This window comes from Kutzneria kofuensis (genome assembly GCF_014203355.1).
Taxonomy (GTDB): Bacteria; Actinomycetota; Actinomycetes; order Mycobacteriales; family Pseudonocardiaceae; genus Kutzneria; species Kutzneria kofuensis.
Genome location: NZ_JACHIR010000001.1, coordinates 833,139 through 856,929, shown reverse-complemented (window position 1 = coordinate 856,929; position 23,791 = coordinate 833,139). Strand labels below are relative to the sequence as shown.

Below are 23,791 nucleotides of genomic sequence, written 5' to 3'. Positions count from 1 at the left end.
CTGTGACCATCCCGAGCCACCTTGCCGCTGTCGGCGAGCCCGTCAGCACGCCGGAAGGCATCACCAACCCGCCGATCGACGACCTGCTGGAGCAGGTCAGCTCGAAGTACGCGCTGGTGATCTACGCGGCCAAGCGCGCGCGGCAGATCAACGACTACTACGCCCAGCTCGGCGAGGGCCTGCTCGAGTACGTCGGCCCGCTGGTCGAGCCGGGCCCGCGCGAGAAGCCGCTGTCGATCGCGCTGCGCGAGATCCACTCCGGCATGCTCGAGCACACCGAAGGCGAATGAGCGACGTTCCGAACGTCGTACTGGGCGTGGGCGGCGGCATCGCCGCCTACAAGGCCTGCGAGGTGCTGCGCCGCCTGACCGAGTCCGGTCACCGGGTGCGCGTGGTGCCCACCGAGGCCGCGCTGAACTTCGTCGGCGCGGCCACCTTCGAGGCGCTGTCCGGGCAGCCGGTCGCCACCGGGGTGTTCACCGACGTCCCGGCGGTGCCGCACGTCAAGATCGGGCAGACCGCCGACCTGGTCGTCGTCGCCCCCGCCACCGCGGACCTGCTGGCCCGGGCCGCCCACGGCATGGCCGACGACCTGCTCACCGGCACGCTGCTGACCGCGCGCTGCCCCGTGCTCATGGTGCCGGCGATGCACACCGAGATGTGGGAGCACCCGGCCACCCAGGCCAACGTCGCCACGCTGCGCTCCCGCGGCGTGGTCGTGGCCGAGCCGGCCAGCGGCCGGCTGACCGGCAAGGACACCGGCAAGGGCCGACTCCCCGAGCCGGCCGAGATCGTCGAGCTGGCCCGGCTGCTGCTGGCCGCCCCGTCGGCGCTGCCCCGGGACCTGGAGGGCCGCCGCGTGGTGGTGTCCGCCGGCGGCACCCGCGAGGCGCTCGACCCCGTCCGCTACCTGGGCAACCGCTCGTCCGGCAAGCAGGGCTACGCGCTGGCCCGGGTCGCCGCCCAGCGCGGCGCCGAGGTCACGCTGGTCGCCGGGCACACCGCCGACCTGGCCGACCCCGCCGGCGTACGGGTGGTCCGCGTCGGGTCCGCGATCGAGCTGCGGGACGCCATGCACGCCGAGAGCCGCGAGGCCGACGTGGTGGTGATGGCCGCGGCCGTCGCCGACTTCCGGCCGCTCGCGCTGTCCTCGTCGAAGATCAAGAAGGGTGACCGGGAGCCCGAGCCGATCCGGCTCGCGGTCAACCCGGACATCCTGGTCGAGCTCGTCAAGGCCCGTCCCACCGGACAGGTCGTGGTCGGCTTCGCCGCCGAGACCGGCGACGAGACCGGTGACGTGCTGCACCACGGCCGGGCCAAGCTCGCCCGCAAGGGCTGCGACCTGCTGGTCGTCAACGCCGTCGGCGACGGCCTCGCGTTCGAGGTCGAGGACAACGCCGGGTGGCTGCTGACCGCGGGCGGTGACGAACATCCCATCCCGCACGGCTCCAAGTCCCGGCTGGCGGCCACAGTGTGGGATGCGATCGGGCCCTTGCTCAGGACTTGAGCGGGCTTCGACGTCACGCCCGGTACGGTTGACGCGATAGAGAGCGTGGCGAGGGGCCCGAAGGCCGCCGAGAAACATCTGTGAGGAGTGTCGTGAGCGAACACAGCCGGAGGCTGTTCACCTCTGAGTCGGTCACCGAGGGCCACCCCGACAAGATCTGTGACGCGATCAGCGACTCCATTCTTGACGGGCTGCTGTCCAAGGACCCGCGCAGCCGGGTCGCCGTCGAGACGCTGATCACCACCGGCCAGGTGCACGTGGCCGGCGAGGTCACGACCGAGGCGTACGCCGACATCCCGACCATCGTCCGGGAGAAGATCCTGGAGATCGGCTACGACTCGTCGGCCAAGGGCTTCGACGGCAACTCCTGCGGCGTGAACGTCGCGATCGGGTCGCAGTCCCCGGACATCGCGCAGGGCGTGGACACCGCCTATGAATCGCGGGTCGAGTCGGCCGAGGACGAGATCGCCCGCCAGGGCGCCGGTGACCAGGGCCTGATGTTCGGCTACGCCACCACCGACACCCCCGAGCTGATGCCGCTGCCGATCGCGCTGGCCCACCGCCTGTCGCGCCGGCTGACCGCGGTCCGCAAGAACGGCGCGCTGCCGTACCTGCGTCCCGACGGCAAGACCCAGGTCACCATCGAGTACGCCGGCGACCAGCCGGTGCGGCTGGACACCGTGGTCGTGTCCTCGCAGCACGCCGACGGCATCGACCTGGAGAAGATGCTCGCGGTGGACGTGCGCGAGCAGGTCGTGCTGCCGGAGCTGGCCAACCTGAACCTCGACACCGAGGGCGTGCGGCTGTTCGTCAACCCGACCGGGCGCTTCGTCATCGGCGGCCCCATGGGCGACGCCGGCCTGACCGGCCGCAAGATCATCGTCGACACCTACGGCGGCATGGCCCGCCACGGCGGCGGCGCCTTCTCCGGCAAGGACCCGTCGAAGGTGGACCGCTCCGCCGCGTACGCCATGCGCTGGGTGGCGAAGAACGTCGTCGCCGCCGGCCTGGCCACCCGGACCGAGGTCCAGGTCGCCTACGCCATCGGCAAGGCCGCCCCCGTCGGTCTGTTCGTGGAGACCTTCGGCACCGAGACCGTGGACCCGGCCAAGATCCAGCAGGCCATCGGCGAGGTCTTCGACCTGCGGCCCGCCGCCATCATCCGGGACCTCGACCTGCTGCGGCCGATCTACGCCCCGACCGCCGCGTACGGCCACTTCGGCCGGCCCGACCTGGACCTGCCGTGGGAGCGGACCGACCGGGCCGAGGCCCTGAAGTCCGCCGCTGGCGCGTGAGCCTGCCCGTTCCCGAGGAAGCCGCCCGTGATCTCTACGGGCGGCTTCGCTCGTTCCTGCCCGGGGTCGTCCTGGACGTCGGCTGCGGCGTCGGCTCCGTCGCCGCGCAGCTCGGCGGCACCCTGATCCTGCTCGACGCCGTCGACCTCCGCGGCCCCGACGCCCCTTCGGCGCCCTTTGTCCTCGGCGACGCCTGCGCCCTGCCGTTCGCTTCCGGCTCGTTGGGCGGCGTGCACCTGGCCCGGGTCCTGCACCACGTCTCGGACTGGCGCGTGGCCCTGACCGAGGCCCGTCGAGTCGTCCGCCCCGGCGGCGCCGTCGCCGTGACCCTCGGCGGCCGCATGTTCGCCTCCGAACTGGCACCGCTGCGTGACGCCGTCTTCGACGAGGGCCGCCGCTTGGGGTTGGAAGGTGCCCACCACGTCCACGGCCCCTCCGGCTACGAGGACGTCGACTCGGTTCTCGGCTCCGGTGAGGTCGTCGAGGTCAGCTTCCCCCAGCTCGACACCCCTCGGCAGGTCGTCTTCGACGCCGCTTCGCACCCGTACGCCTGGCTCCCGGGCCAGGACCTGTCGCCCCTGCAGGCCGTCGCCGAGCAGGTGCTGGCCCGCTCCGGCTTCGAGCCCGACCAGCCCGTGGAGCATGAGCGGGTCATCTCGTACCGCGTGTACCGGTCAGACGACCGCTAGCCGGACGCGGTAGGTCCACCACCAGGTGCGGGGCTCGGGGATGCGTCGCCGGGCGACCTGGCGCAGGCGGGTCAGACCGATCTCGTCCTCGGTGATGCCGCGTTCCAGCAGCGCGACGACGCCGCCCTGGCTGCGGAGGATGTCGACGAAGCGGTCGGCGTCGCCGGTGTCGCGGGCGTGCAGGGCGATCTCGGCGACGTGCCGGAACAGGCCGCTGTCGCGGAGGCGGGCGACGTGGTCGGTCTTCTCGGCGTAGGCGGGGCGGACGTGGTGCCGGACCTCCAGGACGCGGTAGTTGGCCTCGACCTCCAGGTAGGTGGCGAAGCATTCGGCGTCGACGGCCGGAGGCCAGTCGCAGTCGAAGGCGGCGAACACGCCGCCGGGTCGGAGGATGCGCGCGATCTCGGGGAACGTGCGCTCGGGGTCGAACCAGTGCAGGGCCTGGCCGGCGGTGACGACGTCGGCGCAGTTGTCGGGGAGGGTGGTCGCCTCGGCGGTGCCGTCGATGACCCGCAGGCCCCGGGCGGCGGCGACGGCGCGCATGCCGGGATCGGGTTCGACGCCGATGGCGGACGGCCAGAGGGCCGTGGAAAGCCCGGTGCCCGCGCCGAGGTCGACCACGTCAGGGGTCGAGGTGCCGGCCCACTGGCTGATGAGCGGGACGAGTTCGGCCGGGGGCCGAGGGCGAACCCGGTCGTACTCCTCGGCGAACCCGCCGAAGCGCGTGGTGGCGTCCGTCATGCGACGACGGTAGCAGTACGGACGTACGGTTTGCTAGGGGTTGGGATTTGTTTGTCCGGGTGGGTCTCGGTCGGTTTTGATGGAGGTGTCGGCGTATTAGGCGGTTGGGTGGTGGTTTTCGTGTGTCGGGTGGCTTGGTATAGCGGTGTTTGGGGTGGTGTGTGGTTGGTGGTGCTGGCGGCGTTAGCGGTGTTGGGTGGATGCGAATTCAGCGGCGTGGGTGGGCCGATTTGGTGTGGAGCCTCTGGACGATGGCACTCAGGGCTGTTTAGGGGCAGGCAGAGCCTGCCCTGAGTCGCTGTCAATTGTATGCCATCGTCCACCTCCACACAAAATCGGCCCAAGTATGGGGTGAGGGTGGTGGGGTGGCGGTTGTTGGGTGGCGAAGGGGCGCCATCGGATTGGGGGCGTGGTGTTCGATGAGTCGGCGGGCGGGTTTCGTTCGCTGTGGAGTTGTCAAAGAATGGGGGCGGGGGCGGGTCAGTATTGGTGGGGTCGGGTGGTATGGACCCGGCCCTGGGGTGTGGTCCAGGTGGTGGTGCCGTCGGAATCCAGGGTCACCGTGTAGTTGTCGTGTTTGCGGTGGTGGTGCCAGGAGCACAGGCCCTTGAGTTGGGTGGCTTTCGTTTTGCCTTTGGGCCAGGGGATGACGTGGTCGAGTTCGCGGATGGGGCTGGTGCAGCCGGGGGCGGTGCAGAGGCCGCCGTCATGGACCTTGACCATCTCCCGCATGGGGGCGGTGGGCCGGTACTTGGCGGTGCTCATGGCGATGGCGTGGCGGTACTGGTCGAGCAGGATGCCGCGCCAGGGGCCCTGCATGGCCAGTTCGCAGGCGAGTTCGGCGGGGATGGGGCCGTAGCCGTCCAGCAGGCCGGGCTCTTTGGTCAGGCCGATGAGGGTCTCGATGGGGATGGTGACGTGGACCTGGACCTGCCGGTCCTTCGTGTTGGCCAGGAAGCGGTCGAGGAAGGCGTCGGCCCGCTTCTGGTCGGTGGTCCGGTCGTCTTTGGGCAGGTCGGTGACGTCGGCGTTGAGCAGGTCGTAGGCCATGCGGGCGTCAACGGCGGGCAGGATGGCCTTGAGTTGGGCCATCCCATCGGGTAGCGGTGTGAATTCGACTCGGCGTTCCAACTTGGCCTTGTGGCAGCGCTGGTCGTGGCCGTCGGGGTCGGCCAGGGCGACCAGTTTCGTGGTCTGGCGGGCGAGTTGGCTGCGGTTCAATCCCGGCGCTACCTCGACCAGGGAGTCCTCGACCTGGGTGATCAGAGCCTGATCGGGCAGATGGCCGACCCGCTCGTCGACGACTTCCAGTCGTCGTTGGTCGATCTCGCCGCGCCGCAGCTGGGCGAACAGGCGGGGCAGTGTCTCGACCACCCGGCTGAATTCCTTGCGTTGTCCCAACGCCCGCTCGGGTTCGTGGCCGGCCATGGCCAGTTCGGTGAGGTCGTCGACGTGGTGGAGGACTTCGAGCTGGATGGCGTGGCCGAATGCGGCGATCTTGCCGGCCAGAATGTAGGCGGTGACCTTCTCCTGATCGGAGAGGCCTGGAATGTCCACCCTCGCCAACAGGTCGAACAGGGCCCCGCAGGGCTCCTTGTTCTCGATGTCGAGGGTGAGTTCTTTCATGCCTCTAGAATACGCTCGGTGAAGATCGAACTCGAATCACTAATGGGTGATTGTTTCATGCATAATCGCTGACTTCGGGCGCTGTGTGTTCTGGCGACCGGGGAGCGGATGGGGGGAAGCCGGGGCGGGGAAGCGGATGGGGAAGCGGGGCGGGTGATCAATGAGCGAAGCGTGGATTTTGTGTGGAGGTGGGCGATGGCATACAATTGGCAGCGACTCAGGGCAGGCTCTGCCTGCCCCTAAACAGCCCTGAGTGCCATCGTCCAGAGGCTCCACACCAAATCCACGCGACCCGCACCCAAAAACCGCGACGTCAAACCGCGCTCATCACATGCTTCACCCGCGTGTAGTCCTCGAAGCCGTAGCCGGAGAGATCCTTGCCGTACCCGGACTGCTTGAACCCTCCATGCGGCATCTCGGACACCAGCGCCCCGTGCGTGTTCACCCACACGCACCCGAAGTCCAGCGCCGAGCTCACCCGCAGCACCCGTCGGTGGCTCTCGCTCCACACCGACGACGCCAGGCCGTAGGGCACGCCGTTGGCCAGCTCGACGGCCTCCTCCTCGGTGCCGAACGACTGCACGGTGATGACCGGGGCGAACACCTCCTCCTGCACGATCTCGTCGTCCTGGCGCACCCCGGAGATCACGGTCGGGGCGAAGAAGAACCCCCGGTCACCGACCCGGTGCCCGCCGCAGTGCACCACGGCCGCAGCCGGCAGCCTCGACACCAGCCCCGTCACCCGGTCCAGCTGCGCCTGGCTGTTCAGCGGCCCGAAGTCCGCCGCCTCGCGAGGCCCGCGACCGGTCCGCTGGGCCGAGGCGACCTTGGTGAGGGCCTCCACCAGCTCGTCGTGCACGTCGGCATGGACGAGAACACGACTGGCGGCGGTGCAGTCCTGCCCGGCGTTGTAGAACGCCGCGGCCACGATCTTCTCCGCGGTGTCGGTGACGTCGACATCGTCGAACACGATCACGGGAGCGTTCCCGCCCAGCTCAAGGTGGGTCCGCTTCAGCGTCGCCGCCGCGCTGGCGGCGACCTGCATGCCGGCCCGGGTCGAACCGGTGATCGACACCAGCGCCGGCACCGGGTGCTCGACCAGCAGCCGGCCGGTCTCCCGGTCGCCGCAGATCACGTTCACCACGCCGGCCGGCAGGTACTCGCCGGCCAGCTCGGCCAGCAGCACCGTGCTCGACGGCGTCGTCTCGGCCGGCTTCACCACGGTCGTGTTGCCGGCGGCCACCGCCGGCGCGATCTTCCACACGGCCATCAGCAGCGGGTAGTTCCATGGCGTGATCTGCGCGCACACGCCGACCGGCTCCCGCCGGATCGTCGAGGTCAGCCCGCTGGCGTACTCCCCGGCGGACCGGCCCTCCAGGTTGCGCGCGGCGCCGGCGAAGAACCGCAGGGCGTCCACGCTCGCCGGAATCTCCTCGTCCAGCACCACGTGCCACTGCTTGCCGGTCTCCGCGCACTCGGCGTCGGCCAGCCGCTTCGCGTTGTCCTCGACGGCGGCGGCCAGCCCGAGCAGCGCGTGCGCGCGGTCGCGCGGCGTGCTGCGCCGCCAGGCGCGCAACGCCGCCGCGGCGGCCCGCACCGCCTTGTCCACATCGGACGGTCCGGAGATGGGAGCACTGCCGTTGACCTCGCCCGTGGCGGGGTCGACGACGTCGGCCGTGAGACCGTCCATACCGGACAGTCGCTCGCCGTTGATCACGTTGTGCGCCATTGCACCTCCTGGTGGGTCGGCGCGAACATCTTGAACACCGCCGGCAGCACGACGACGCTCGGGCCGTCGGCCGCCAACGAATTGATCATGTCGGACGCCAGCCCGGCCGGACTGCTCAGGGTCGCCGACACGCCGAACGACCTGGCCAGCGCCACGAAGTCCGGGCGGGTCAGCTCGGTGCCGTACGGGGTGTCCATGTACTCGCGGAGAATCCCATACCCTCCATCATCCACGATCAACCACGTGACGCGCAGCTTGTGCTGGGCCGCGGTGGCCAGCTCGGCGAGCCCGTACATGGCTCCGCCGTCGCCGGAAACGGCCAGCACCGGCCGATTCCCCCGCAGCGCCGCGGCCGCCCCGACGGCCGCCGGGAACGCCCAGCCGAGGCCGCCGGAACCCTGCGCCGTGTGCATTCCGCCCGATCGTGGGTCCCACGCTGACCAGGCCCAATAGCCGAGAATGGTCATGTCCCAGAAACTGGGCGAGTCGTCGGGTAGCGCTTCCCTTATGGCGGCCAGAGTGTCGCGCTCCAACGCCAGGTCCTGACCGTCCAGCCGCGCCCCGACGCGCGCCAGCAGGCCGGCGGTGTCCGGCGCCGGACGGTCCCGCACGGCAATGTGTTTGACAACTTCGGACAGAAATTCCCCGGCGTCGGCGTGGATCCCCAATGCTGGATAGTTCGCCGCCAGCCGCGCCGCGTCGGCCTCCACCTGGATGACCCGTCCGCCCGGCCGGAACGTGCCGTAGTTCGTGGACAGCTCACCGAGCCCGGAGCCGACCACCAGCAGCACGTCGGCCGAGGCCAGGAACTCCGTGGTGTGCCGGTCCTCCAGCCACGACCGCAGGGACAGCGGGTGCTCCCACGGGAACGCGCCGCGACCGCCGAACGTGCTGGCCACGGGCGCGCCGAGGCGTTCGGCCAACGCCAGCAACGCTTCCTGGGCGCCGGCGCGCACCACGCCGCCGCCGGCGAGGATCATCGGCCGCTTGGCAGCGTCGAGCAGCTTCACCGCCTCCGCGACCAGTTCTGCTTGCGCCCGCAAGATTCTCGGCTCGGCGTCGACCGAAAGCACCGGTGGCTGCACGGTCGGACCGGCCAGCACGTCCTGTGGAATCTCCACCCATACGGGGCCGGTCGGCGCGGTTGAAGCGCTTCGCCACGCCTCGGCCAGCGCGGCCGGGATCTGCGCCGCGGTCCGCACTACGTGCACGGACTTCACCACATCGCGGAAACTCGCCTGCTGGTCGGGAAGTTCGTGCAGGTAGCCGCGCCGCCGGCCGCCCAGCCCGTCGGACGGGATCTGGCTGCTGATGCCCAGCACCGGCGACGAAGACGAGACTGCCTCATGCAACCCGGCCAATGTGAGCAATGCGCCAGGACCTGTTGACACGACGAGCGGCGTCACCCGTCCGGTCAGCCGCGCGTGGCCGTCGGCCGCGAACGCGGCCGACGGTTCCGTGCGGTTGCCGACATAGCGCAGGTCGGAGCGGCGCAACGCGTCGAACAGGCCGAGCGCGTGCTGCCCCGGCTCGCCGAACACCGTGTCCGCGCCGAGCGCCTTCAGCGTCTCGACGACCAGATCCGCCCCGATGCGCGTCACGCCGACACCCCCATCGCCAGCAGCGAGACCAGGTCGTACGCCACGTGCGAGGCGGCGATCGAGGTGATCTCCGCGTGGTCGTAGGCCGGGGCGACCTCGACCACGTCGGCCGACACCAGGTTGGCGCCGGCCAGGCCGCGCAGGATCTCCAGCAGCTCGCGGCTGGTCAGGCCGCCCGCCTCCGGCGTTCCCGTGCCGGGCGCGTGCGCCGGGTCCAGCACGTCGATGTCGACCGACACGTACAGCGGGCGGTCCCCGATACGGTCCCGCAGCCCGCCGATCACCTCGTCCACGCCGCGCCGCAGCACGTCGGCCGAGGTCACGATGCCGAAGCCGAGCTCCTTGTCGCCGGTCAGGTCGCCGCGGTCGTACAGCGGGCCGCGGATGCCGACGTGGCTCAGCGCGGACGTGTCCAGCAGGCCCTCCTCGACGGCCCGGCGAAACGGCGTGCCGTGCGTGTAGGACGCGCCGAAGTAGGAGTCCCACGTGTCCAGGTGCGCGTCGAAATGCAGCAGCGCCACTGGTCCGTGCCGTCGCGACAGCGCTCGCAGCAGCGGCAGCGCGATCGTGTGGTCGCCGCCGATGCTGACCAGCTTCGCCCCGCCGTCCAGCAACTCACCGGCCCCCCGCTCGATCACCCCGATCGCCTGCGAGATGTCCATCGGGTTGGCCGCGATGTCGCCGGCGTCCACCACCTGCGCCCGCTCGAACGGCGACACGTCCAGGGCCGGGTGGTACGGCCGCAGCAGCCGACTCGCCTCGCGCACCGCCGCAGGCCCGAACCGCGCGCCCGGCCGGTAGGAGACGCCGGCGTCGAACGGGATGCCGACCACGGCGACGTCCGCGCTGCTCACCTGGTCGATCCGGGGCAGCCGGGCGAAGGTGGCGAAGCCCGCGAAGCGCGGGACGACGGAGGAGTCGGTCGGGCCGATCGGGGTCATGCGGTCGCTCCAGCGAGTCGTTGTTCCCAGCTGTGCAGCACGGAGTCGGCCGTGCGCGGGGTGGCCAGGCTGACCACCACGTACACGGCGAGGCTGGCGAGCAGGCCGTAGTAGATGGGCTCGTCGGCGAGCAGGCCGAAAGCCAGCATGCACGCGACGACGGTGACGGCGCCGGCGATCATGGACGCCATCGCGCCGACCCGGGTTCCGCGCTTCCAGAGCAAGCCCCCGATGATGGCCACCAGAAGGCCTCCGACCAGCAGGTTGTAGGCCACGGTCAGGGCCGCTACCACGTCGTCGACGATGATCGCAATCAAGATCACCACGACCCCGAGCGCGAGGGTGGCGACGCGGTTCGCCCGCACCCCGTCGCCCCCGAGGAGCCGTTTCGGCAGGATGTCGTTCTGGGCGACGGTCGAGCACGCGATCAACGCGCCGGAGGCGGTCGACATCATCGCCGCCAGCGCGGCGGCGAGGACGAGCCCGCGCAGGCCGGCCGGGAGCAGGCCGGTGACGATCGTGGCGAACGCGTCGTCCGGGTTGGCCAGCGTCGGGTATAGCACGCGGGCGGCACTGCCGATCAGCGCGCCGGCGACGGCGTAGACGACGCAATACAGGCCGGAGGTGAGGCCGCCGGCGGTCGCCACCCGCGGGGTGCGTGCCGTGAACACGCGCTGCCAGATGTCCTGCCCGATGAGCAGGCCGAACACGTAGATCAGCAGGTAGGTGACGATCCGGCCGGTGCCGATCGAGCCGACGTCGAAGTAGCTCGCCGGCAGCTTCGCCTGCAGGCCGCCGAAGCCGCCGACCGCCACCAGCGCCGTCGGCAGCAGCACCAGCAGGATGCCGACCGTCTTCACGATGAACTGCACGATGTCGGTCAGGGTGATCGACCACATGCCGCCCAGCGCCGAGTACAGCACCACGATCACGCCGCCGATGACCACGCCGGCCGCCTTCGGCAGCCCGAACAGCACCTCGAACACCGTGGCGTAGGCGATGGTGGACGTCACCGACAGCATCAGCGTGTAGCCCCACATCACCACCCCGGACACCATGCTCGTCGACCCGCCGTAGCGCAGGTCCAGCATCTCGGGGACGGTGTAGACGCGCAGCCGCACGATCCGGCGGGCGAAGAACGCCGACAGCGCCAGGATGCCGAGGCCGATGGTGAACACCAGCCACGCGCCGGAGACGCCGAACCGGTAGCCGAGCGCGATCCCACCGATGGTCGAGGCACCGCCCAGTACCACGGCGGACATCGTGCCGGAGTACATCGCCCAGCCCAGGCGGCGGCCGGCGACCAGGTAGTCGCTGCGGGTGGTGGCGCGGCGCATGCCCCACCAGCCGACGCCGACCATGCCCAGCACGTACGCCGCGATCACCACGTAATCGAGAGCCATCGGGGTCCTCCTGTCGTTCAGGTCACCCTAGGAAGCGACGGCGTGCGGCCGCTGTGGACGAAGTGCACAATCTCGGGCCATGTCCTTGGGCCGAACGTCCACAGTCCCCCTCGGCACGCTGGTGCGCCGGCCGGAACTGGGGCTGGTCGTGCTCACCGGCTCGGACCAGCTGGATCGCCCGATCAGGTGGGCGCACGTCAGCGAGCTGCGGGATCCCGTGCCGTACCTGCTCGGCGGCGAGCTGCTGCTGACCGCCGGCGTCAACTTCCCCGAGGATGTCGACGGGTACGTGCGCGGTCTGGTCGCCGCCGGCGTGCAGGCGCTGGGCTTCGGCATCACGCCTGTCTACGACGATGTACCGGCCGATCTGGTTGACGCGTGCGCACGGCACGGGTTGCCGTTGCTGGCACTGCCGCCGTCGACACCGTTCCTCGCCGTGAGCCAGGCCGTGGGGGTGGCGCTGGCCGAGGCGGAGCACGCGGAGCTGCGGTGGCTGTCCGAGGCGCAGGCGGCGTTGACACGCGCGGCGTTGCGGCCGAATCCCTTGCGCGCAGTCGTCTCCGCGCTGGCAGAGCTCGCCGACTGGTGGTGTGTGCTGCTGGGGACTGACGGTGTCCTCGCGCGGGTCGGCGTCGAAAGCGTCGATACGGAGATTCTGGCGCTGGCGGCACGGCTTCGGGCCGGCAGTGGCCCGCGGAGCGCGTCGACCGAGCTCGGATCGTGGCACGTCGTCGGGTATCCGGTCGAGCCCGACCAGGTTCTGGTCGTCGGCGCCGAACGGCCGTTCTCCGCCACGGACCGGGCCGTCATCGCGGTTGCGTTGGCGCTGCTGGCTTTGGCCGAGCGGGCCGACGGTCGTTCGGTCACGAAGATGTTGGTTGGTGACGATCCGTACGACGGCTACCGGGTGGTGCGCGGCCGGCGGAAGTCCCGTGGCGACAGGGACCTCGACCTCGGCACCGGCTTGGTGGACGTCGACGGAGGCCGATTGCGTGCCGTCGTCACGACTTCGCCGGATGTTGTTGCGGCGCAAGAGGCCGGCTGGCTGCTAGCGGTGAGTTCCCCGGTGGGCGTGGCCGATCTGCCGTCCGCCGACCGGGAAGCCGGGCGGATGCTGGACCGTGCCGTCGCCATCGGCCGGCCCGTGACCGGCGCCGACGGTGTGTCGGCTTTGGTGGATCCGGGCGCCGCCGCCCGATTCGCCGCGGAGTTGTTGGCGCCGTTGGCAACTCGACCCGAACTTGTGGACACGGTGCGGACCTGGTTGGCGTGCAACGGCAACTGGGACCGCACCGCCACCGAGCTCGGCGTCCACCGCAACAGCGTGCGGCACCGGATCGGTGTGGTGGCACGGGAACTGGACATCGACCTGTCCGACGTGCAGCGGCGCATGGAACTTTGGTTCGCTTTGCGGTGGTCTGACTGAATCTAGGGTTCGTGCCAAGGGGTTTCCCGCTTCACCACGGGGTTTCGCGAACCTAGCGTGGCCGTGCAGTGCTTCTTACCCCTGCACGAGGAGACCCTGTCGTGAAGACGCGCCTGCGTATCGCCATCGCCGTGCTCGCACCGCTGGCCGTGATCGGCCTGGCCACTCCGGCCGCCACCGCCGCACCGGCGCCACACATCCATAAGCCGCTCAACCACGGCCTGTCCCACAGCACCAGCGGCAACTGGGCTGGCTATGCAGTGACCGGCGGCAAGTTCACCAGCGTGTCCGCCAGCTGGGTGCAGCCGTCGGTGAAGGCCACCTCCCAGGACGCGTACTCCAGCTTCTGGGTCGGCATCGACGGCGACGGCAGCAACTCCGTGGAACAGCTCGGCACCGAGGTCGACTACATCAACGGCCAGGCCGAGTACTACGCCTGGTACGAGATGTACCCGGCCTACCCGGTCAACTTCAGCGACACCGTCCGCCCCGGCGACCACTTCACCGCCTCGGTGACCGAGACCACCGGCGGCAAGTTCACGTTGAAGATCTCCGACGACACGCGTGGCTGGAGCCACACCGTCAACAAGACCTACTCCGCTGCCAAGCTGGCCAGCGCCGAGATCATCGCCGAGGCGCCGTCCGACAGCAATGGCACGCTGCCGCTGGCCGACTTCGGCAGTGTGACGTTCACCAACGCCACCGCCAACGGCAAGGCCATCGGCAGCCAGAACTACGACCCCATCACCCAGGCCAGCGGCGGCACCACCAAGGACGCCGTCTCGGGCCTGTCCGGCGGCAACACCTTCACCTGCACCTGGAAGCACGTGTAACGACCCCGGCGAGTCCCGCGCGGAACGCGCGGCACAAGCACGGCACACCGAATGTCGATTTCGGACAGAGCCCGGAAGGGGGCATTCCTGGCGTCCGACGCCAGGAATGCCCCCTTCACGGCACCAAGCGGGGCTGCTCTGGTAGACCTCACAGCGTGGCCACCAGCGGGAACGTCCGGCGCGGTGAGCGGCGTCCCGCCGCCTCCGCCGCCGTCGCACGCGTCAGCGTGGACGTGCCGCTGCCGTACCACCTGGACTTCCCCTTCGACTACCGCATCCCCGCCGAGTGTGACGCCGACGCAAAGCCGGGCGTGCGGGTGCGGGTGCGGTTCCGGGGCAAGCTGACCGACGGCTTCCTGCTGGAGCGGGTCGAGCACACCGAGGTCGCCGACAAGATCAAGTACATCGAGCGGGTCGTGTCGCCGGAAGTGGTGCTGACACCGGAGATCCACGGCCTGGCCCGCGCGGTTGCCGACCGGTACGTCGGGTCGCTGGCCAATGTGCTGCGGCTGGCGATCCCGCCGCGACACGCCCGCGCGGAGGCCCGCCCGGCCGACGACCCGGTGCCGCCGCCGCAACGTCCAGCGGCTGACGGCTGGCAGCGCTACACCCGCGGCCCCGCCTATCTCGACGCCCTGGCCGGCGGCCGCTCGGCGAACGCCGTCTGGCAGGCGCTGCCCGGCGAGGACTGGCCCGCGCGGCTGGCCGAGGTCGCCGCCACGGTCGCGGCCGCCGGCAAGGGCGTGGTCATCGTGGTGCCGGACTACCGCGACGTGAATCGGGTGTTCGCGGCGTGTCAGAAGCTGATGGACGGCGTCGTCGCACTGTCGGCCGACCTCGGGCCGGGGGAGCGCTACAAGCGGTGGCTGTCGGTGCTGCGGGGGACTGTGCGCGTCGTCGTCGGTACCAAGGCCGCTACCTTTGCCCCCGTCGCCGACCCGGGGCTGTTCGTGGTGTGGGACGACGGCGACAGCGGCCACGCCGAGCAGCTGGCGCCGTATCCGCATGTGCGGGACGTCCTGGTGCAGCGGGCACACATGGCCGGGGCGTCGCTGCTCGTCGCTGCCTTCGCGCGGACCGCCGAGGCACAGCTGCTCGTGGACACCGGTTGGGCGCCGGAGATCGTCGCCTCGCGCGAACAGCTCCGTGCCGTTGCACCCCGCGTGACGGCCATCGGCGAGACCGACACGCAGCTGGCCCGGGACGAGGCCGCCCGCACGGCGCGGCTGCCGGCCATCGCCTTCGACGCCGCCCGCGACGCCCTGAAGGCCGGGCGGCCGGTGCTCGTGCAGGTGCCGCGCCGTGGCTACGTGCCGGCGCTCGCGTGTGCCAACTGCCGCGTGCGGGCCCAGTGCCGCAAGTGCGCCGGGCCGCTGTCCCTTCCCGGCGGCAGCGACAACGGTGCGCCGCGCCCGGCCGAGTGCCGCTGGTGCGGGGCCGTGGAGGTCATGTTCCGCTGCACGGCCTGCGGTTCACGCCGACTGCGCGCCGTTGTCGTCGGCTCCAAGCGCACTGCCGAGGAGCTCGGCCGTGCCTTCCCCGGCATCGTCGTACGGACCTCCGGCGCCGGCGAGGTGCTGGCCGAGGTGCCCGACGCCCCTGCCCTCGTCGTCGCCACTCCCGGTGCCGAGCCGCACGCCGTCGGCGGTTACGGTGCCGCGCTGCTCCTCGACGGTTGGGCCATCCTCGGGCGCGCCGACCTCCGGGCGACGGAGGAGGCGCTGCGGCTGTGGATGACCGCCGCCGGCATGGTCGTCTCCGGCGCACAGGGCGGCCGGGTCGTCGTCACGGCGGAGTCGAGCCTGCCGACCGTGCAGGCGCTTGTCCGGTGGGACCCCGTCTGGCACGCCAACCTGGAGCTCTCCGGACGGACCGAGCTCGGCTTCCCGCCCGCCGTGCGGATGGCCACCATCGACGGCGTCCCCGACGCCGTCGCCGCCGTGCTGGACGAGCTGCGGCTGCCCGCCACCGGCGAGATCCTCGGCCCCGTGCCGCTGGGCGAGGACAAGGAACGCGCCCTCGTCCGCGCCTCCCGTGCCGAGGGCCGCGCCCTGGCCGAGGCCGTCGCCGCCGCCGTGCGCGTGCGCACCGCCCGCAAGGACCCCGATCCCGTCCGGGTCCGCATGGACCCGCTTGAGCTGCTGTGACTCATCCTCGGGGATGAGTCCGCGGATGGGACTCCGTGCCGACGCGGGATGACGGTTCACCGAGCGAACCTTGAGTCACGATCGACCCGAGGAGCCACGATGACCACGCTGACCGCCACCCACAACACCATCGCCGTCCGCTGGCCGGCTCAGCTGCTGTCGGCGCTAATCACGGCGGCCAGGTTCACCGGGCACTTCGTCGTCGCCATGGCGACCGTGCTGTTCCTGGGGGCCGACCACGCAGAGTACTGATCTCCTAGACTGGACCGGCAAGGCCCGTCCAGCCCAGGGAGACCAGTGACCGTCCAGCCCATCCGCCTGTTCGGGGACCCGGTGCTGCGCACCCGCGCCGCCGAGGTCACCGACTTCGACAAGGAACTCCGCGGCCTGGTCGCCGACCTGTGGGAGACCATGGAGGACAAGGGCGGCGCCGGCCTGGCCGCGCCGCAGCTGGGCGTGGGCCTGCGAGTGTTCACCTACCACTGCGACGGCTTCGCGGGGCACCTGGTCAACCCGACCTTCGACGTGGTCGGCGAGGAGATGCAGGACGGCCCGGAGGGCTGCCTGTCCATCCCCGGCCTGTCCTGGGACTGCAAGCGGCACCTGCATGTGGTGGCCAAGGGCTGGAACATGCACGGCGAGCCGGTCGAGGTGGAGGGCAGCGAACTGCTGGCCCGCTGCATCCAGCACGAGACGGACCACCTGGACGGCGTGCTGTTCCTGGACCGCCTGGACGCGCAGACCCGCAAGGAGGCCATGAAGGCCATCCGCGAGGCCGAGTGGTTCGCCGGCGCGGTCCCCACGATCAAGCAGAGCCCGCACAGCCTGTTCGGCGGTGGCAACTGATGCGGCTGGTCTTCGCCGGCACGCCCGAGGTGGCGCTGCCGTCGCTGCGGGCCCTGATCGCGTCCGAACGGCACGAGGTGGCGGCGGTCGTGACCAGGCCGGACGCCCCGGCCGGGCGCGGCCGGCACCTGGTGCGGTCACCCGTCGGGGCACTGGCCGACGAGCACGGCATCGAGGTGCTGACGCCGGAGAAGGCGGGCGCGCCGGAGTTCCTGGACCGGCTGCGCGAGATCGACCCCGACTGCTGCCCGGTGGTCGCGTACGGGGCGTTGCTGCCGCAGCGCACGCTGGACGTGCCGCGACACGGCTGGGTGAACTTGCACTTCTCGCTGCTGCCGGCCTGGCGCGGCGCGGCCCCGGTGCAGGCGTCGGTGCGGGCCGGCGACGAGATCACCGGCGCGAGCACGTTCCGCATCGTCAAGGAGTTGGACGCCGGCCCGGTGTTCGGCGTGGTCACGGAGCGCATCGGCGAGCACGAGACGGCCGGCGAGCTGCTGGACCGGCTGGCCATCGTCGGCGCGGACCTGCTGGTCCGAACCCTGGACGGGATCGAGGACGGCACGCTGGAGGCACGCGAGCAGCCGGCGGCCGACGGCGTCAGCTACGCGGGCAAGATCACCGTGGACGACGCGCATCTGGACTTCACCGCTCCGGCGCTCGCGGTGGACCGGCTGGCCCGGGCGGTGACGCCGGAACCCGGGGCCTGGGCGGTGTTCCGGGACGAGCGGCTCAAGCTGGGGCCGGTCCGTCTGTCCGATGTGGACGACCTGGCCCCCGGGGAGATCCGGGTCGAGCGCAAGCGGGTGCTGGTCGGCACGTCGACCGTCGCCGTGCAGCTGGGCGAGGTGCAGGCGCCGGGCAAGAAGCGGATGGCCGCGACCGACTGGGCGCGCGGCACGAGGATCGAGGCAGGGGAGCGGTTGGCGTGAGCGAGCGAAGCGGCGGACCGAGCCGGCGTCCGTCCCGGCCGCAGCGCCAGCATCCACCCGCCCGGCGGCAGGGCCCGCGCCGCCCGCCGGAGGACGACCCGGCGCGCATCGCCGCGTGGGACACCCTCAAGGCGATCCGCGAGCGCGACGCGTACGCCAACCTCGTGCTGCCGAAGCTGTTGCGGGAGCGGCGGATCGGCGGCCGGGACGCCGCGCTGGCCACCGAGCTCGCCTACGGCGCAGCGCGGGCGCAGGGGCTGCTGGACGAGATCATCGCCGCCTGCTCGGACCGGCCACTGTCCGAAATAGACGGACCGTTTCTGGACGCCATGCGGCTCGGCGCCTACCAGTTGCTGCGCACCAGGATTCCCGCGCACGCCGCAGTGGCGTCCACTGTGGACCTCGTGCGGGCCGTGCACGGTTCCGGACCGGCCGGCTTCGTCAACGCCGTGCTGCGCCGCGTGGGCGAGCAGGACGAGCAGGCGTGGGTCAAGCAGCTCGCCCCCGAGGACCCCGTCGGCCGCCTGGCGTTCACCAACGCCCATCCCAAGTGGATCGCGCAAGCGTTTGCCGACGCCTTGGGGGACAAGGGCGACGAGCTGGACGCCGCACTGCGGGCCGACGACGCCCGCCCGGCCGTGCATCTCGCCGCCCGGCCCGGGGAGATCAGCAGCGAGGAACTCGCCGCCATCGTCGGCGGCGACGTCGCGCCGTACTCGCCGTACGGCGTGCACCTGGAGCCCGGCGCCGGCGACCCCGGCGACCTGGAGCCCGTTCGCGAGCGGCTCGCCGCCGTGCAGGACGAGGGCAGCCAGCTCTGCGCCCTCGCCCTGACCCGCGCCGAGCTGGCCGGCCGCGACGAGCGATGGCTGGACCTGTGTGCCGGTCCCGGTGGCAAGGCCGCCTTGCTCGCGGCGCTGGCCCGCCTGTCCGGCGCCACCGTCGACGCCGTCGAGAAGGCCCCGCATCGCGCCGACCTCGTCCGCAAGTCCACCACCGGCCTCGACATCACCGTGCACGTCGCCGACGGGCGGGACTCAGGGTTGCCCGAGGGCGGCTTCGACCGGGTCCTGGTCGACGCCCCGTGCACCGGCCTCGGCGCTCTCCGCCGCCGGCCCGAAGCCCGCTGGCGCCGTCGCCCCGACGACGTCGCCGACCTCACCAAGCTCCAGCGCGAGCTCCTCACCGCCGCGCTGAAGCTGGTCCGACCCGGCGGCGTCGTCGCCTACGTCGTCTGCTCGCCGCACCTGCGGGAGTCCATCGGCGTCACCTCCGACATCGTCCGCAAGGGCCTGGCCGAGGCGGTCGACACCAGGGACCTGTTCCCCGGCGTTCCCCACCTCGGCGACGGTCCGCACGTGCAGCTCTGGCCGCACCGCCACGGCACCGACGCCATGTTCTGCCAGGTGCTGCGTCGATTGTGAGGGGCAGGGTGTGACCTACGGCCTAGCGGGGTGAGCGGCGCGGAGCCGAATCCATGCGGGACTGACAACTAGACTCGGGGCGTGCCACAGTCGCCGCTGATCGCCCCGAGCATCCTGTCCGCCGACTTCGCCCGGCTGGGCGAGGAGGCCAACGTCGTGGCCGGCGCGGACTGGCTGCACGTGGACGTGATGGACGCGCACTTCGTGCCGAACCTGACCCTGGGCCTGCCGGTGGTGCAGGCGATCCGCAAGGCGACGGACATCCCGCTGGACTGCCACCTGATGATCGACGACCCGGACCGCTGGGCGGTGGGGTACGCCGAGGCGGGCGCCTACAACGTGACGGTGCACGTGGAGGCGGCGAAGGACCCGGTGGCGATCGCGCGGGACCTGCGGGCGGCCGGGGCGAAGGCGGGCCTGTCGGTCAAGCCGGGCACGCCGCTGGAGCCCTACGTGGACCTGCTGAAGCACTACGACACGCTGCTGGTGATGTCGGTGGAGCCGGGGTTCGGCGGCCAGTCGTTCATGCCGGAGGTTCTGGGCAAGGTCCGCACGGCCCGCCGCCTGGTCGACACGGGCCACCTGACGCTGCTGGTGGAGATCGACGGCGGCATCAACGAGGACACGATCGAGCAGGCGGCGGAGGCGGGCGTGGACTGCTTCGTCGCGGGCTCGGCGGTGTACGGCGCGAAGGACCCCGCGGAAGCCGTTCGCAACCTGAGGGCCAAGGCCGCGCGATGACGGCGGCGATGCGGGCGGCGATCGAGGCCAGCGAGCGGGCGAGGGGCATCACGAGCCCGAACCCGCCGGTGGGCGCGGCGATCGTGGCCGCGGACGGCGAGATCGTCGGCATCGGCGCGACGCAGCCGCCGGGCGGCCCGCACGCGGAGGTCATGGCGCTGCGCGCGGCGGGGGAGCGGGCCAAGGGCGGCACGGCCTACGTGACGCTGGAGCCGTGCTCGCATTACGGCCGCACGCCGCCGTGCACGCAGGCACTGCTCGCGGCCGGCATCAGCAGCGTGTTCTACGCGGTGGCGGACCCCAACCCCCGAGCGGCGGGCGGCGCTGACGTGCTGCGCGCCGCCGGCGTCAAGGTGGAGGGCGGCCTGCTCGCAGAGGACGTGGAGCGTGGGCCGCTGCGGGCCTGGCTGCACTACGCCCGCACTGGCCGTCCGCACGTCACATGGAAGTACGCGGCAAGCCTGGACGGCCGCGTCGCGGCGGCCGACGGCACGAGCCGCTGGATCAGCTCCCCGATGTCCCGGGCCGAGGTGCACGACATCCGCCGCAAGGTGGACGCGATCGTCGCCGGCACCGGCACCATCCGCACCGACGACCCACAGCTGACCGCCCGCGAGGACGACGGCACCCTCGCGGCGAGGCAGCCGCTGCGCGTGGTCGTCGGCAAGACCGAAATAGACCCGGCCGCCCGCGTGTTGGACGACGCGGCGGAGACGCTGCACGTGCGGAGCCACGACCCGAACGAGGTGCTGGCCGCACTGGCCGAGCGGGGTGTGGTGGACGTGTTGCTGGAGGGTGGCCCGATGCTGGCCGGCGCCTTCCTGCGGGCGCACCGCGTGGACCGCGCCCTCGTTTACATAGCGCCCGTGCTGCTGGGGGCGGGCCCGGCCGCGCTGCTGGACGCCGGCGTGAACACCATCACCCAGGCGCTGCCTTTCGGCATCGAAGACGTCACCATGAGCGGACCCGACGTGCGGATCTCCGCAGTGCCGGTCAAGACCGAGTAGAGGGGGATTCCCGTGTTCACCGGGATCGTCGAGGAACTGGGCGAGATCGTCGCCGTCGAGCAGCTGCCGAACGCGGCGCGGCTGACCGTCAGGGGGCCGCTCGTGACCTCCGACGCCAAGCACGGCGACTCGATCGCGGTCAACGGCGTGTGCCTCACGGTCGTCGAGACCGGCGACGGCACGTTCACCGTGGACGTCGTCGACGAGACGCTGCAGCGGTCCAGCCTGGACAAGATCCACGAGGGCGACGTGGTCAACCTGGAGCGCGCGATGGCCGCGGGCCAGCGCCTCGGCGGCCACATCGTGCAGGGCCACGTGGACGGCGTCGGCCTGCTGCTGGAGCACAACGACGGCGGGCTGACCCGGTTCGCGGTGCCCGCCTCCCTGTCCCGTTACCTGGTGCAGAAGGGCTCGGTCACGGTCGACGGCATCTCGCTGACCGTCGTCGACGTCACCGACGACAGCTTCTCGGTGGCGCTCATCCCGACCACGCTGGAACTCACCACGATGGGCCGCCGACAGCCGGGCGACCGGGTGAACATCGAGGTCGACGTGCTGGCGAAGTACGTCGAGCGGCTGGCCACGCCGCATCTGGCCGCGCTCGCGGCGCACCACGAGGAGGTCCGGTGAGCAACCCCATCAGCTCGAACCCGATCAGCACCCAGTCGGCCATCGAGCAGGCGATCGCGGACATCGCCGCCGGCAAGGCCGTCGTGGTCGTCGACGACGAGGACCGCGAGAACGAGGGCGACCTGATCTTCGCGGCGGAGAAGGCCACGCCGGAGCTGATCGCCTTCATGGTGCGCTACACCTCCGGCTACATCTGCGTGCCGCTGCCCGAGTCGGTGTGTGACCGGCTGGACCTGCCGCCGATGTTCCACACCAACCAGGACGCTCGCGGCACCGCCTACACCGTCACGGTGGACGCGAAGCAGGGCGTCAGCACCGGCATCTCCGCCGCCGACCGCGCGCACACCATCCGGCTGCTGGCCGACCCGTCCTCGGAGGCGGGCGACTTCAACCGCCCGGGCCACGTGGTGCCGCTGCGCGCCCGTGAGGGCGGCGTGCTGCGCCGTGCTGGCCACACCGAGGCGGCCGTGGACCTGGCCAAGCTCGCCGGGCTCCAGCCGGCGGGCGTGCTGTGCGAGATCGTCAGCCAGAAGGACGAGGGCGACATGGCCCGCCGCGACGAGCTGATGGTGTTCGCCGCGGAGCACGAGCTGCAGATGATCACCATCGCCGACCTGATCGCCTACCGCCGTCGCACCGAGCGGCACGTCGTCAGGGTCGCCGACGCCCGCATCCCGACCGCGCACGGCGAGTTCACCGCCGTCGGCTACGACTCGATGCTGGACGGCATCGAGCACATCGCGCTGGTCAAGGGCGAGCTCGGCGACGGCGAGGACGTGCTGGTCCGGGTGCACTCCGAGTGCCTGACCGGCGACGTGTTCGGCTCGCTGCGCTGCGACTGCGGCCCGCAGCTGGACGCCGCGCTGGAGGCCGTCGCCGCCGAGGGCCGCGGCGTCGTGCTGTACATGCGCGGGCACGAGGGCCGTGGCATCGGCCTGCTGCACAAGCTGCAGGCGTACCAGCTGCAGGACAAGGGCGCGGACACCGTGGACGCGAACCTGGCGCAGGGGCTGCCGGCCGACGCCCGCGACTACGGCACCGGCGCGCAGATCCTCGTCGACCTGGGCATCAAGTCGATGCGGCTGCTCACCAACAACCCGGACAAGCGCGTCGGCCTGGAGGGCTACGGCCTGAAGGTGGTCGACCGGGTGCCGCTGCCGGTGTGGCCGAACCCGGAGAACCTGCGCTACCTGAGGACCAAGCGCGACCGCATGGGACACGACCTGCATCATCTTGAGCAGTACGAGTCCACGAGTGCCGACAGTGAGAGCGACGGAGCGCAGCGATGAGTGGCGAAGGCCGGCCGACCATCCCGGTGCCGCAGTGGTGTGAGGACCTGCGGCTGGCGGTGGTGGCCACCCGATGGCACGAGACGATCACCAGCAACCTGCTGGACCGCGCGCTGACCGCGGCCACCAAGGCGGGCGTCAAGGAGCCGACGGTGGTGCGGGTGGCCGGCGCGATCGAGCTGCCGGTGGTGTGCCAGGCGCTGGCCAAGCACCACGACGCCGTCGTCGCGCTCGGGGTGGTCATCCGCGGCGGCACGCCGCACTTCGAGTACGTATGCGACGCCGTCACCGCCGGCCTGACCCGCGTGTCGCTGGACGAGTCCACGCCGATCGGCAACGGCGTGCTCACCTGCGACACCGAGCAGCAGGCGCTCGACCGCTGCGGCATGCCGTCCTCGGCGGAGGACAAGGGCTTCGAGGCCACCGTCGCCGCCCTGGACACGGCCGTGCAGCTGCGCAACATCAACCGGCCGTGGACCGATCGGGGCCTGTCATGAGTGCCCCCGTCACGTTCCGGCCGCGCCGCGTGCGGTTCGTCGCCGTGCCGGCGGCGATCGGGCTGGTCGCCCTGTTCGCGGTGATCGCCGTGCTGCTGCGCAACACCCCGACCGGCGCCTACTTCGAGCTGTCCGACCAGATCGCCATGGGCCTGGTCGGCGTGCTGCTGGCCTGCGGCGTGCTGCTGCTGACCCGGCCGCGGGTGCGGGCGCAGGCGGAGTGGATCGAGGTCCGCAACCTGCTCGGCTCCACCCGATACGCGTGGACGGACGTGCGGGGCCTCAGCTTCCCCGACGGCTCCGCGTGGGCCCGCCTCGAGCTGCCCGCCGACGAGTACGTGTCGATCATGGCCGTGCAGGCCGCCGACGGCGCCCGCGCCGTCACCGCCATGCGCACCCTCCGCGCCCTCTACAAGGACGCCACCCAGTACACCCAGGCCACCACCCAGCACAAGGCCTGATCGTTCGGAACGGACCATTCCTCAACTCC

General features: G+C 71.4%; 23 protein-coding genes. 17 read left to right on the top strand and 6 right to left on the bottom strand.

The features are described from left to right. The first annotated feature begins 2 nt into the window (after nucleotides 1-2). From rpoZ to BJ998_RS03830, 4 genes are all read left to right on the top strand, one after another. Nucleotides 3-290 carry a DNA-directed RNA polymerase subunit omega gene (gene rpoZ / locus BJ998_RS03845; RefSeq protein ID WP_312889909.1) on the top strand — a complete coding sequence of 96 codons (288 nt, stop codon included), beginning with the start codon at nucleotides 3-5 and terminating at the stop codon, nucleotides 288-290. Then, nucleotides 287-1,507 (top strand): bifunctional phosphopantothenoylcysteine decarboxylase/phosphopantothenate--cysteine ligase CoaBC, encoded by a 1,221-nt coding sequence (gene coaBC / locus BJ998_RS03840; protein WP_184858525.1) that lies wholly within the window; start codon nucleotides 287-289, stop codon nucleotides 1,505-1,507. The genes rpoZ and coaBC overlap by 4 nt, the downstream gene beginning before the upstream one ends. 92 nt (nucleotides 1,508-1,599) lie before the next feature. Continuing rightward, nucleotides 1,600-2,802 carry a methionine adenosyltransferase gene (metK, locus tag BJ998_RS03835; protein WP_184858523.1) on the top strand — a complete coding sequence of 401 codons (1,203 nt, stop codon included), beginning with the start codon at nucleotides 1,600-1,602 and terminating at the stop codon, nucleotides 2,800-2,802. After that, the gene (locus BJ998_RS03830; RefSeq protein WP_184858521.1) at nucleotides 2,799-3,491 is read left to right on the top strand and encodes a class I SAM-dependent methyltransferase; all 693 of its coding nucleotides are present in this window, start codon (nucleotides 2,799-2,801) and stop codon (nucleotides 3,489-3,491) included. Before metK ends, BJ998_RS03830 begins: the two co-directional genes overlap by 4 nt. On the opposite strand, the gene BJ998_RS03825 is transcribed toward BJ998_RS03830, so the two are convergent. The 6 genes from BJ998_RS03825 to BJ998_RS03800 all read right to left on the bottom strand — a co-directional run bounded on the left by BJ998_RS03825 (nucleotide 3,477) and on the right by BJ998_RS03800 (nucleotide 11,532). Then, nucleotides 3,477-4,232, bottom strand: coding sequence for a class I SAM-dependent methyltransferase (locus tag BJ998_RS03825; RefSeq protein ID WP_184858520.1), 756 nt, complete (start codon nucleotides 4,230-4,232; stop codon nucleotides 3,477-3,479). The two genes, BJ998_RS03830 and BJ998_RS03825, sit on opposite strands and share 15 nt — an antisense overlap. A 480-nt stretch (nucleotides 4,233-4,712) precedes the next feature. Continuing rightward, nucleotides 4,713-5,858, bottom strand: coding sequence for an HNH endonuclease (locus tag BJ998_RS03820; protein WP_184858518.1), 1,146 nt, complete (start codon nucleotides 5,856-5,858; stop codon nucleotides 4,713-4,715). A 313-nt stretch (nucleotides 5,859-6,171) separates the two neighbouring features. Beyond that, nucleotides 6,172-7,587 carry a gamma-aminobutyraldehyde dehydrogenase gene (locus BJ998_RS03815; RefSeq protein ID WP_184858516.1) on the bottom strand — a complete coding sequence of 472 codons (1,416 nt, stop codon included), beginning with the start codon at nucleotides 7,585-7,587 and terminating at the stop codon, nucleotides 6,172-6,174. Next, complete coding sequence (locus BJ998_RS03810; protein ID WP_184858514.1) at nucleotides 7,572-9,188, bottom strand: thiamine pyrophosphate-binding protein; 1,617 nt, start codon at nucleotides 9,186-9,188, stop codon at nucleotides 7,572-7,574. The genes BJ998_RS03815 and BJ998_RS03810 overlap by 16 nt, the downstream gene beginning before the upstream one ends. Next, nucleotides 9,185-10,129 carry an agmatinase gene (gene speB, locus BJ998_RS03805; RefSeq protein ID WP_184858512.1) on the bottom strand — a complete coding sequence of 315 codons (945 nt, stop codon included), beginning with the start codon at nucleotides 10,127-10,129 and terminating at the stop codon, nucleotides 9,185-9,187. Before speB ends, BJ998_RS03810 begins: the two co-directional genes overlap by 4 nt. Further along, on the bottom strand, nucleotides 10,126-11,532 hold the full coding sequence (locus BJ998_RS03800) for a sodium:solute symporter family protein (protein WP_184858510.1): 1,407 nt from the start codon (nucleotides 11,530-11,532) through the stop codon (nucleotides 10,126-10,128). Before BJ998_RS03800 ends, speB begins: the two co-directional genes overlap by 4 nt. Before the next feature lie 79 nt (nucleotides 11,533-11,611). On the opposite strand from BJ998_RS03800, the gene BJ998_RS03795 reads away from it, so the two are divergent. From BJ998_RS03795 to BJ998_RS03735, 13 genes are all read left to right on the top strand, one after another. Next, nucleotides 11,612-12,958, top strand: a complete 1,347-nt coding sequence (locus BJ998_RS03795; RefSeq protein WP_184858508.1) for a PucR family transcriptional regulator — start codon at nucleotides 11,612-11,614, stop codon at nucleotides 12,956-12,958. Nucleotides 12,959-13,059: 101 nt separating this feature from the next. Next, nucleotides 13,060-13,791, top strand: a complete 732-nt coding sequence (locus BJ998_RS03790; protein WP_184858506.1) for a G1 family glutamic endopeptidase — start codon at nucleotides 13,060-13,062, stop codon at nucleotides 13,789-13,791. Nucleotides 13,792-13,946: 155 nt separating this feature from the next. Beyond that, nucleotides 13,947-15,938 (top strand): primosomal protein N', encoded by a 1,992-nt coding sequence (locus BJ998_RS03785; RefSeq protein ID WP_184858504.1) that lies wholly within the window; start codon nucleotides 13,947-13,949, stop codon nucleotides 15,936-15,938. Between the two features lie 99 nt (nucleotides 15,939-16,037). Continuing rightward, entirely contained in the window at nucleotides 16,038-16,190 is a 153-nt protein-coding gene (locus BJ998_RS03780; RefSeq protein WP_184858502.1) for a hypothetical protein, read from the top strand. Nucleotides 16,191-16,235: 45 nt separating this feature from the next. Continuing rightward, complete coding sequence (gene def / locus BJ998_RS03775) at nucleotides 16,236-16,784, top strand: peptide deformylase (RefSeq protein WP_184858501.1); 549 nt, start codon at nucleotides 16,236-16,238, stop codon at nucleotides 16,782-16,784. Further along, nucleotides 16,784-17,713: a methionyl-tRNA formyltransferase gene (gene fmt / locus BJ998_RS03770; protein WP_184858500.1), complete on the top strand. Its 930-nt coding sequence runs from the start codon at nucleotides 16,784-16,786 to the stop codon at nucleotides 17,711-17,713. The genes def and fmt overlap by 1 nt, the downstream gene beginning before the upstream one ends. Next, nucleotides 17,710-19,137 carry an RsmB/NOP family class I SAM-dependent RNA methyltransferase gene (locus BJ998_RS03765; protein WP_184858499.1) on the top strand — a complete coding sequence of 476 codons (1,428 nt, stop codon included), beginning with the start codon at nucleotides 17,710-17,712 and terminating at the stop codon, nucleotides 19,135-19,137. Before fmt ends, BJ998_RS03765 begins: the two co-directional genes overlap by 4 nt. Nucleotides 19,138-19,233: 96 nt before the next feature. Next, on the top strand, nucleotides 19,234-19,878 hold the full coding sequence (gene rpe, locus BJ998_RS03760; protein ID WP_184868402.1) for a ribulose-phosphate 3-epimerase: 645 nt from the start codon (nucleotides 19,234-19,236) through the stop codon (nucleotides 19,876-19,878). Then, nucleotides 19,875-20,885 carry a bifunctional diaminohydroxyphosphoribosylaminopyrimidine deaminase/5-amino-6-(5-phosphoribosylamino)uracil reductase RibD gene (ribD, locus tag BJ998_RS03755; protein WP_184858498.1) on the top strand — a complete coding sequence of 337 codons (1,011 nt, stop codon included), beginning with the start codon at nucleotides 19,875-19,877 and terminating at the stop codon, nucleotides 20,883-20,885. The genes rpe and ribD overlap by 4 nt, the downstream gene beginning before the upstream one ends. A gap of 12 nt (nucleotides 20,886-20,897) precedes the next feature. Then, on the top strand, nucleotides 20,898-21,515 hold the full coding sequence (locus tag BJ998_RS03750) for a riboflavin synthase (RefSeq protein ID WP_184858497.1): 618 nt from the start codon (nucleotides 20,898-20,900) through the stop codon (nucleotides 21,513-21,515). Next, complete coding sequence (locus BJ998_RS03745; protein WP_312889908.1) at nucleotides 21,512-22,804, top strand: bifunctional 3,4-dihydroxy-2-butanone-4-phosphate synthase/GTP cyclohydrolase II; 1,293 nt, start codon at nucleotides 21,512-21,514, stop codon at nucleotides 22,802-22,804. Before BJ998_RS03750 ends, BJ998_RS03745 begins: the two co-directional genes overlap by 4 nt. Continuing rightward, nucleotides 22,801-23,301: a 6,7-dimethyl-8-ribityllumazine synthase gene (gene ribH / locus BJ998_RS03740; RefSeq protein WP_184858495.1), complete on the top strand. Its 501-nt coding sequence runs from the start codon at nucleotides 22,801-22,803 to the stop codon at nucleotides 23,299-23,301. Before BJ998_RS03745 ends, ribH begins: the two co-directional genes overlap by 4 nt. Beyond that, on the top strand, nucleotides 23,298-23,762 hold the full coding sequence (locus tag BJ998_RS03735) for a PH domain-containing protein (RefSeq protein WP_184858493.1): 465 nt from the start codon (nucleotides 23,298-23,300) through the stop codon (nucleotides 23,760-23,762). Before ribH ends, BJ998_RS03735 begins: the two co-directional genes overlap by 4 nt. Nucleotides 23,763-23,791: the final 29 nt, after the last annotated feature.

Excerpts from the sequence above, each read along its gene's own strand:
- BJ998_RS03735 (WP_184858493.1), top strand. The coding sequence starts at position 23,298 with ATGAGTGCCCCCGTCACGTTCCGGCCGCGCCGCGTGCGGTTCGTCGCC.
- BJ998_RS03800 (WP_184858510.1), bottom strand. The coding sequence starts at position 11,532 with ATGGCTCTCGATTACGTGGTGATCGCGGCGTACGTGCTGGGCATGGTC.
- BJ998_RS03780 (WP_184858502.1), top strand. The coding sequence starts at position 16,038 with ATGACCACGCTGACCGCCACCCACAACACCATCGCCGTCCGCTGGCCG.
- fmt (WP_184858500.1), top strand. The coding sequence starts at position 16,784 with ATGCGGCTGGTCTTCGCCGGCACGCCCGAGGTGGCGCTGCCGTCGCTG.
- ribD (WP_184858498.1), top strand. The coding sequence starts at position 19,875 with ATGACGGCGGCGATGCGGGCGGCGATCGAGGCCAGCGAGCGGGCGAGG.
- speB (WP_184858512.1), bottom strand. The coding sequence starts at position 10,129 with ATGACCCCGATCGGCCCGACCGACTCCTCCGTCGTCCCGCGCTTCGCG.
- coaBC (WP_184858525.1), top strand. The coding sequence starts at position 287 with ATGAGCGACGTTCCGAACGTCGTACTGGGCGTGGGCGGCGGCATCGCC.
- BJ998_RS03795 (WP_184858508.1), top strand. The coding sequence starts at position 11,612 with ATGTCCTTGGGCCGAACGTCCACAGTCCCCCTCGGCACGCTGGTGCGC.
- BJ998_RS03820 (WP_184858518.1), bottom strand. The coding sequence starts at position 5,858 with ATGAAAGAACTCACCCTCGACATCGAGAACAAGGAGCCCTGCGGGGCC.
- BJ998_RS03815 (WP_184858516.1), bottom strand. The coding sequence starts at position 7,587 with ATGGCGCACAACGTGATCAACGGCGAGCGACTGTCCGGTATGGACGGT.
- BJ998_RS03825 (WP_184858520.1), bottom strand. The coding sequence starts at position 4,232 with ATGACGGACGCCACCACGCGCTTCGGCGGGTTCGCCGAGGAGTACGAC.
- ribH (WP_184858495.1), top strand. The coding sequence starts at position 22,801 with ATGAGTGGCGAAGGCCGGCCGACCATCCCGGTGCCGCAGTGGTGTGAG.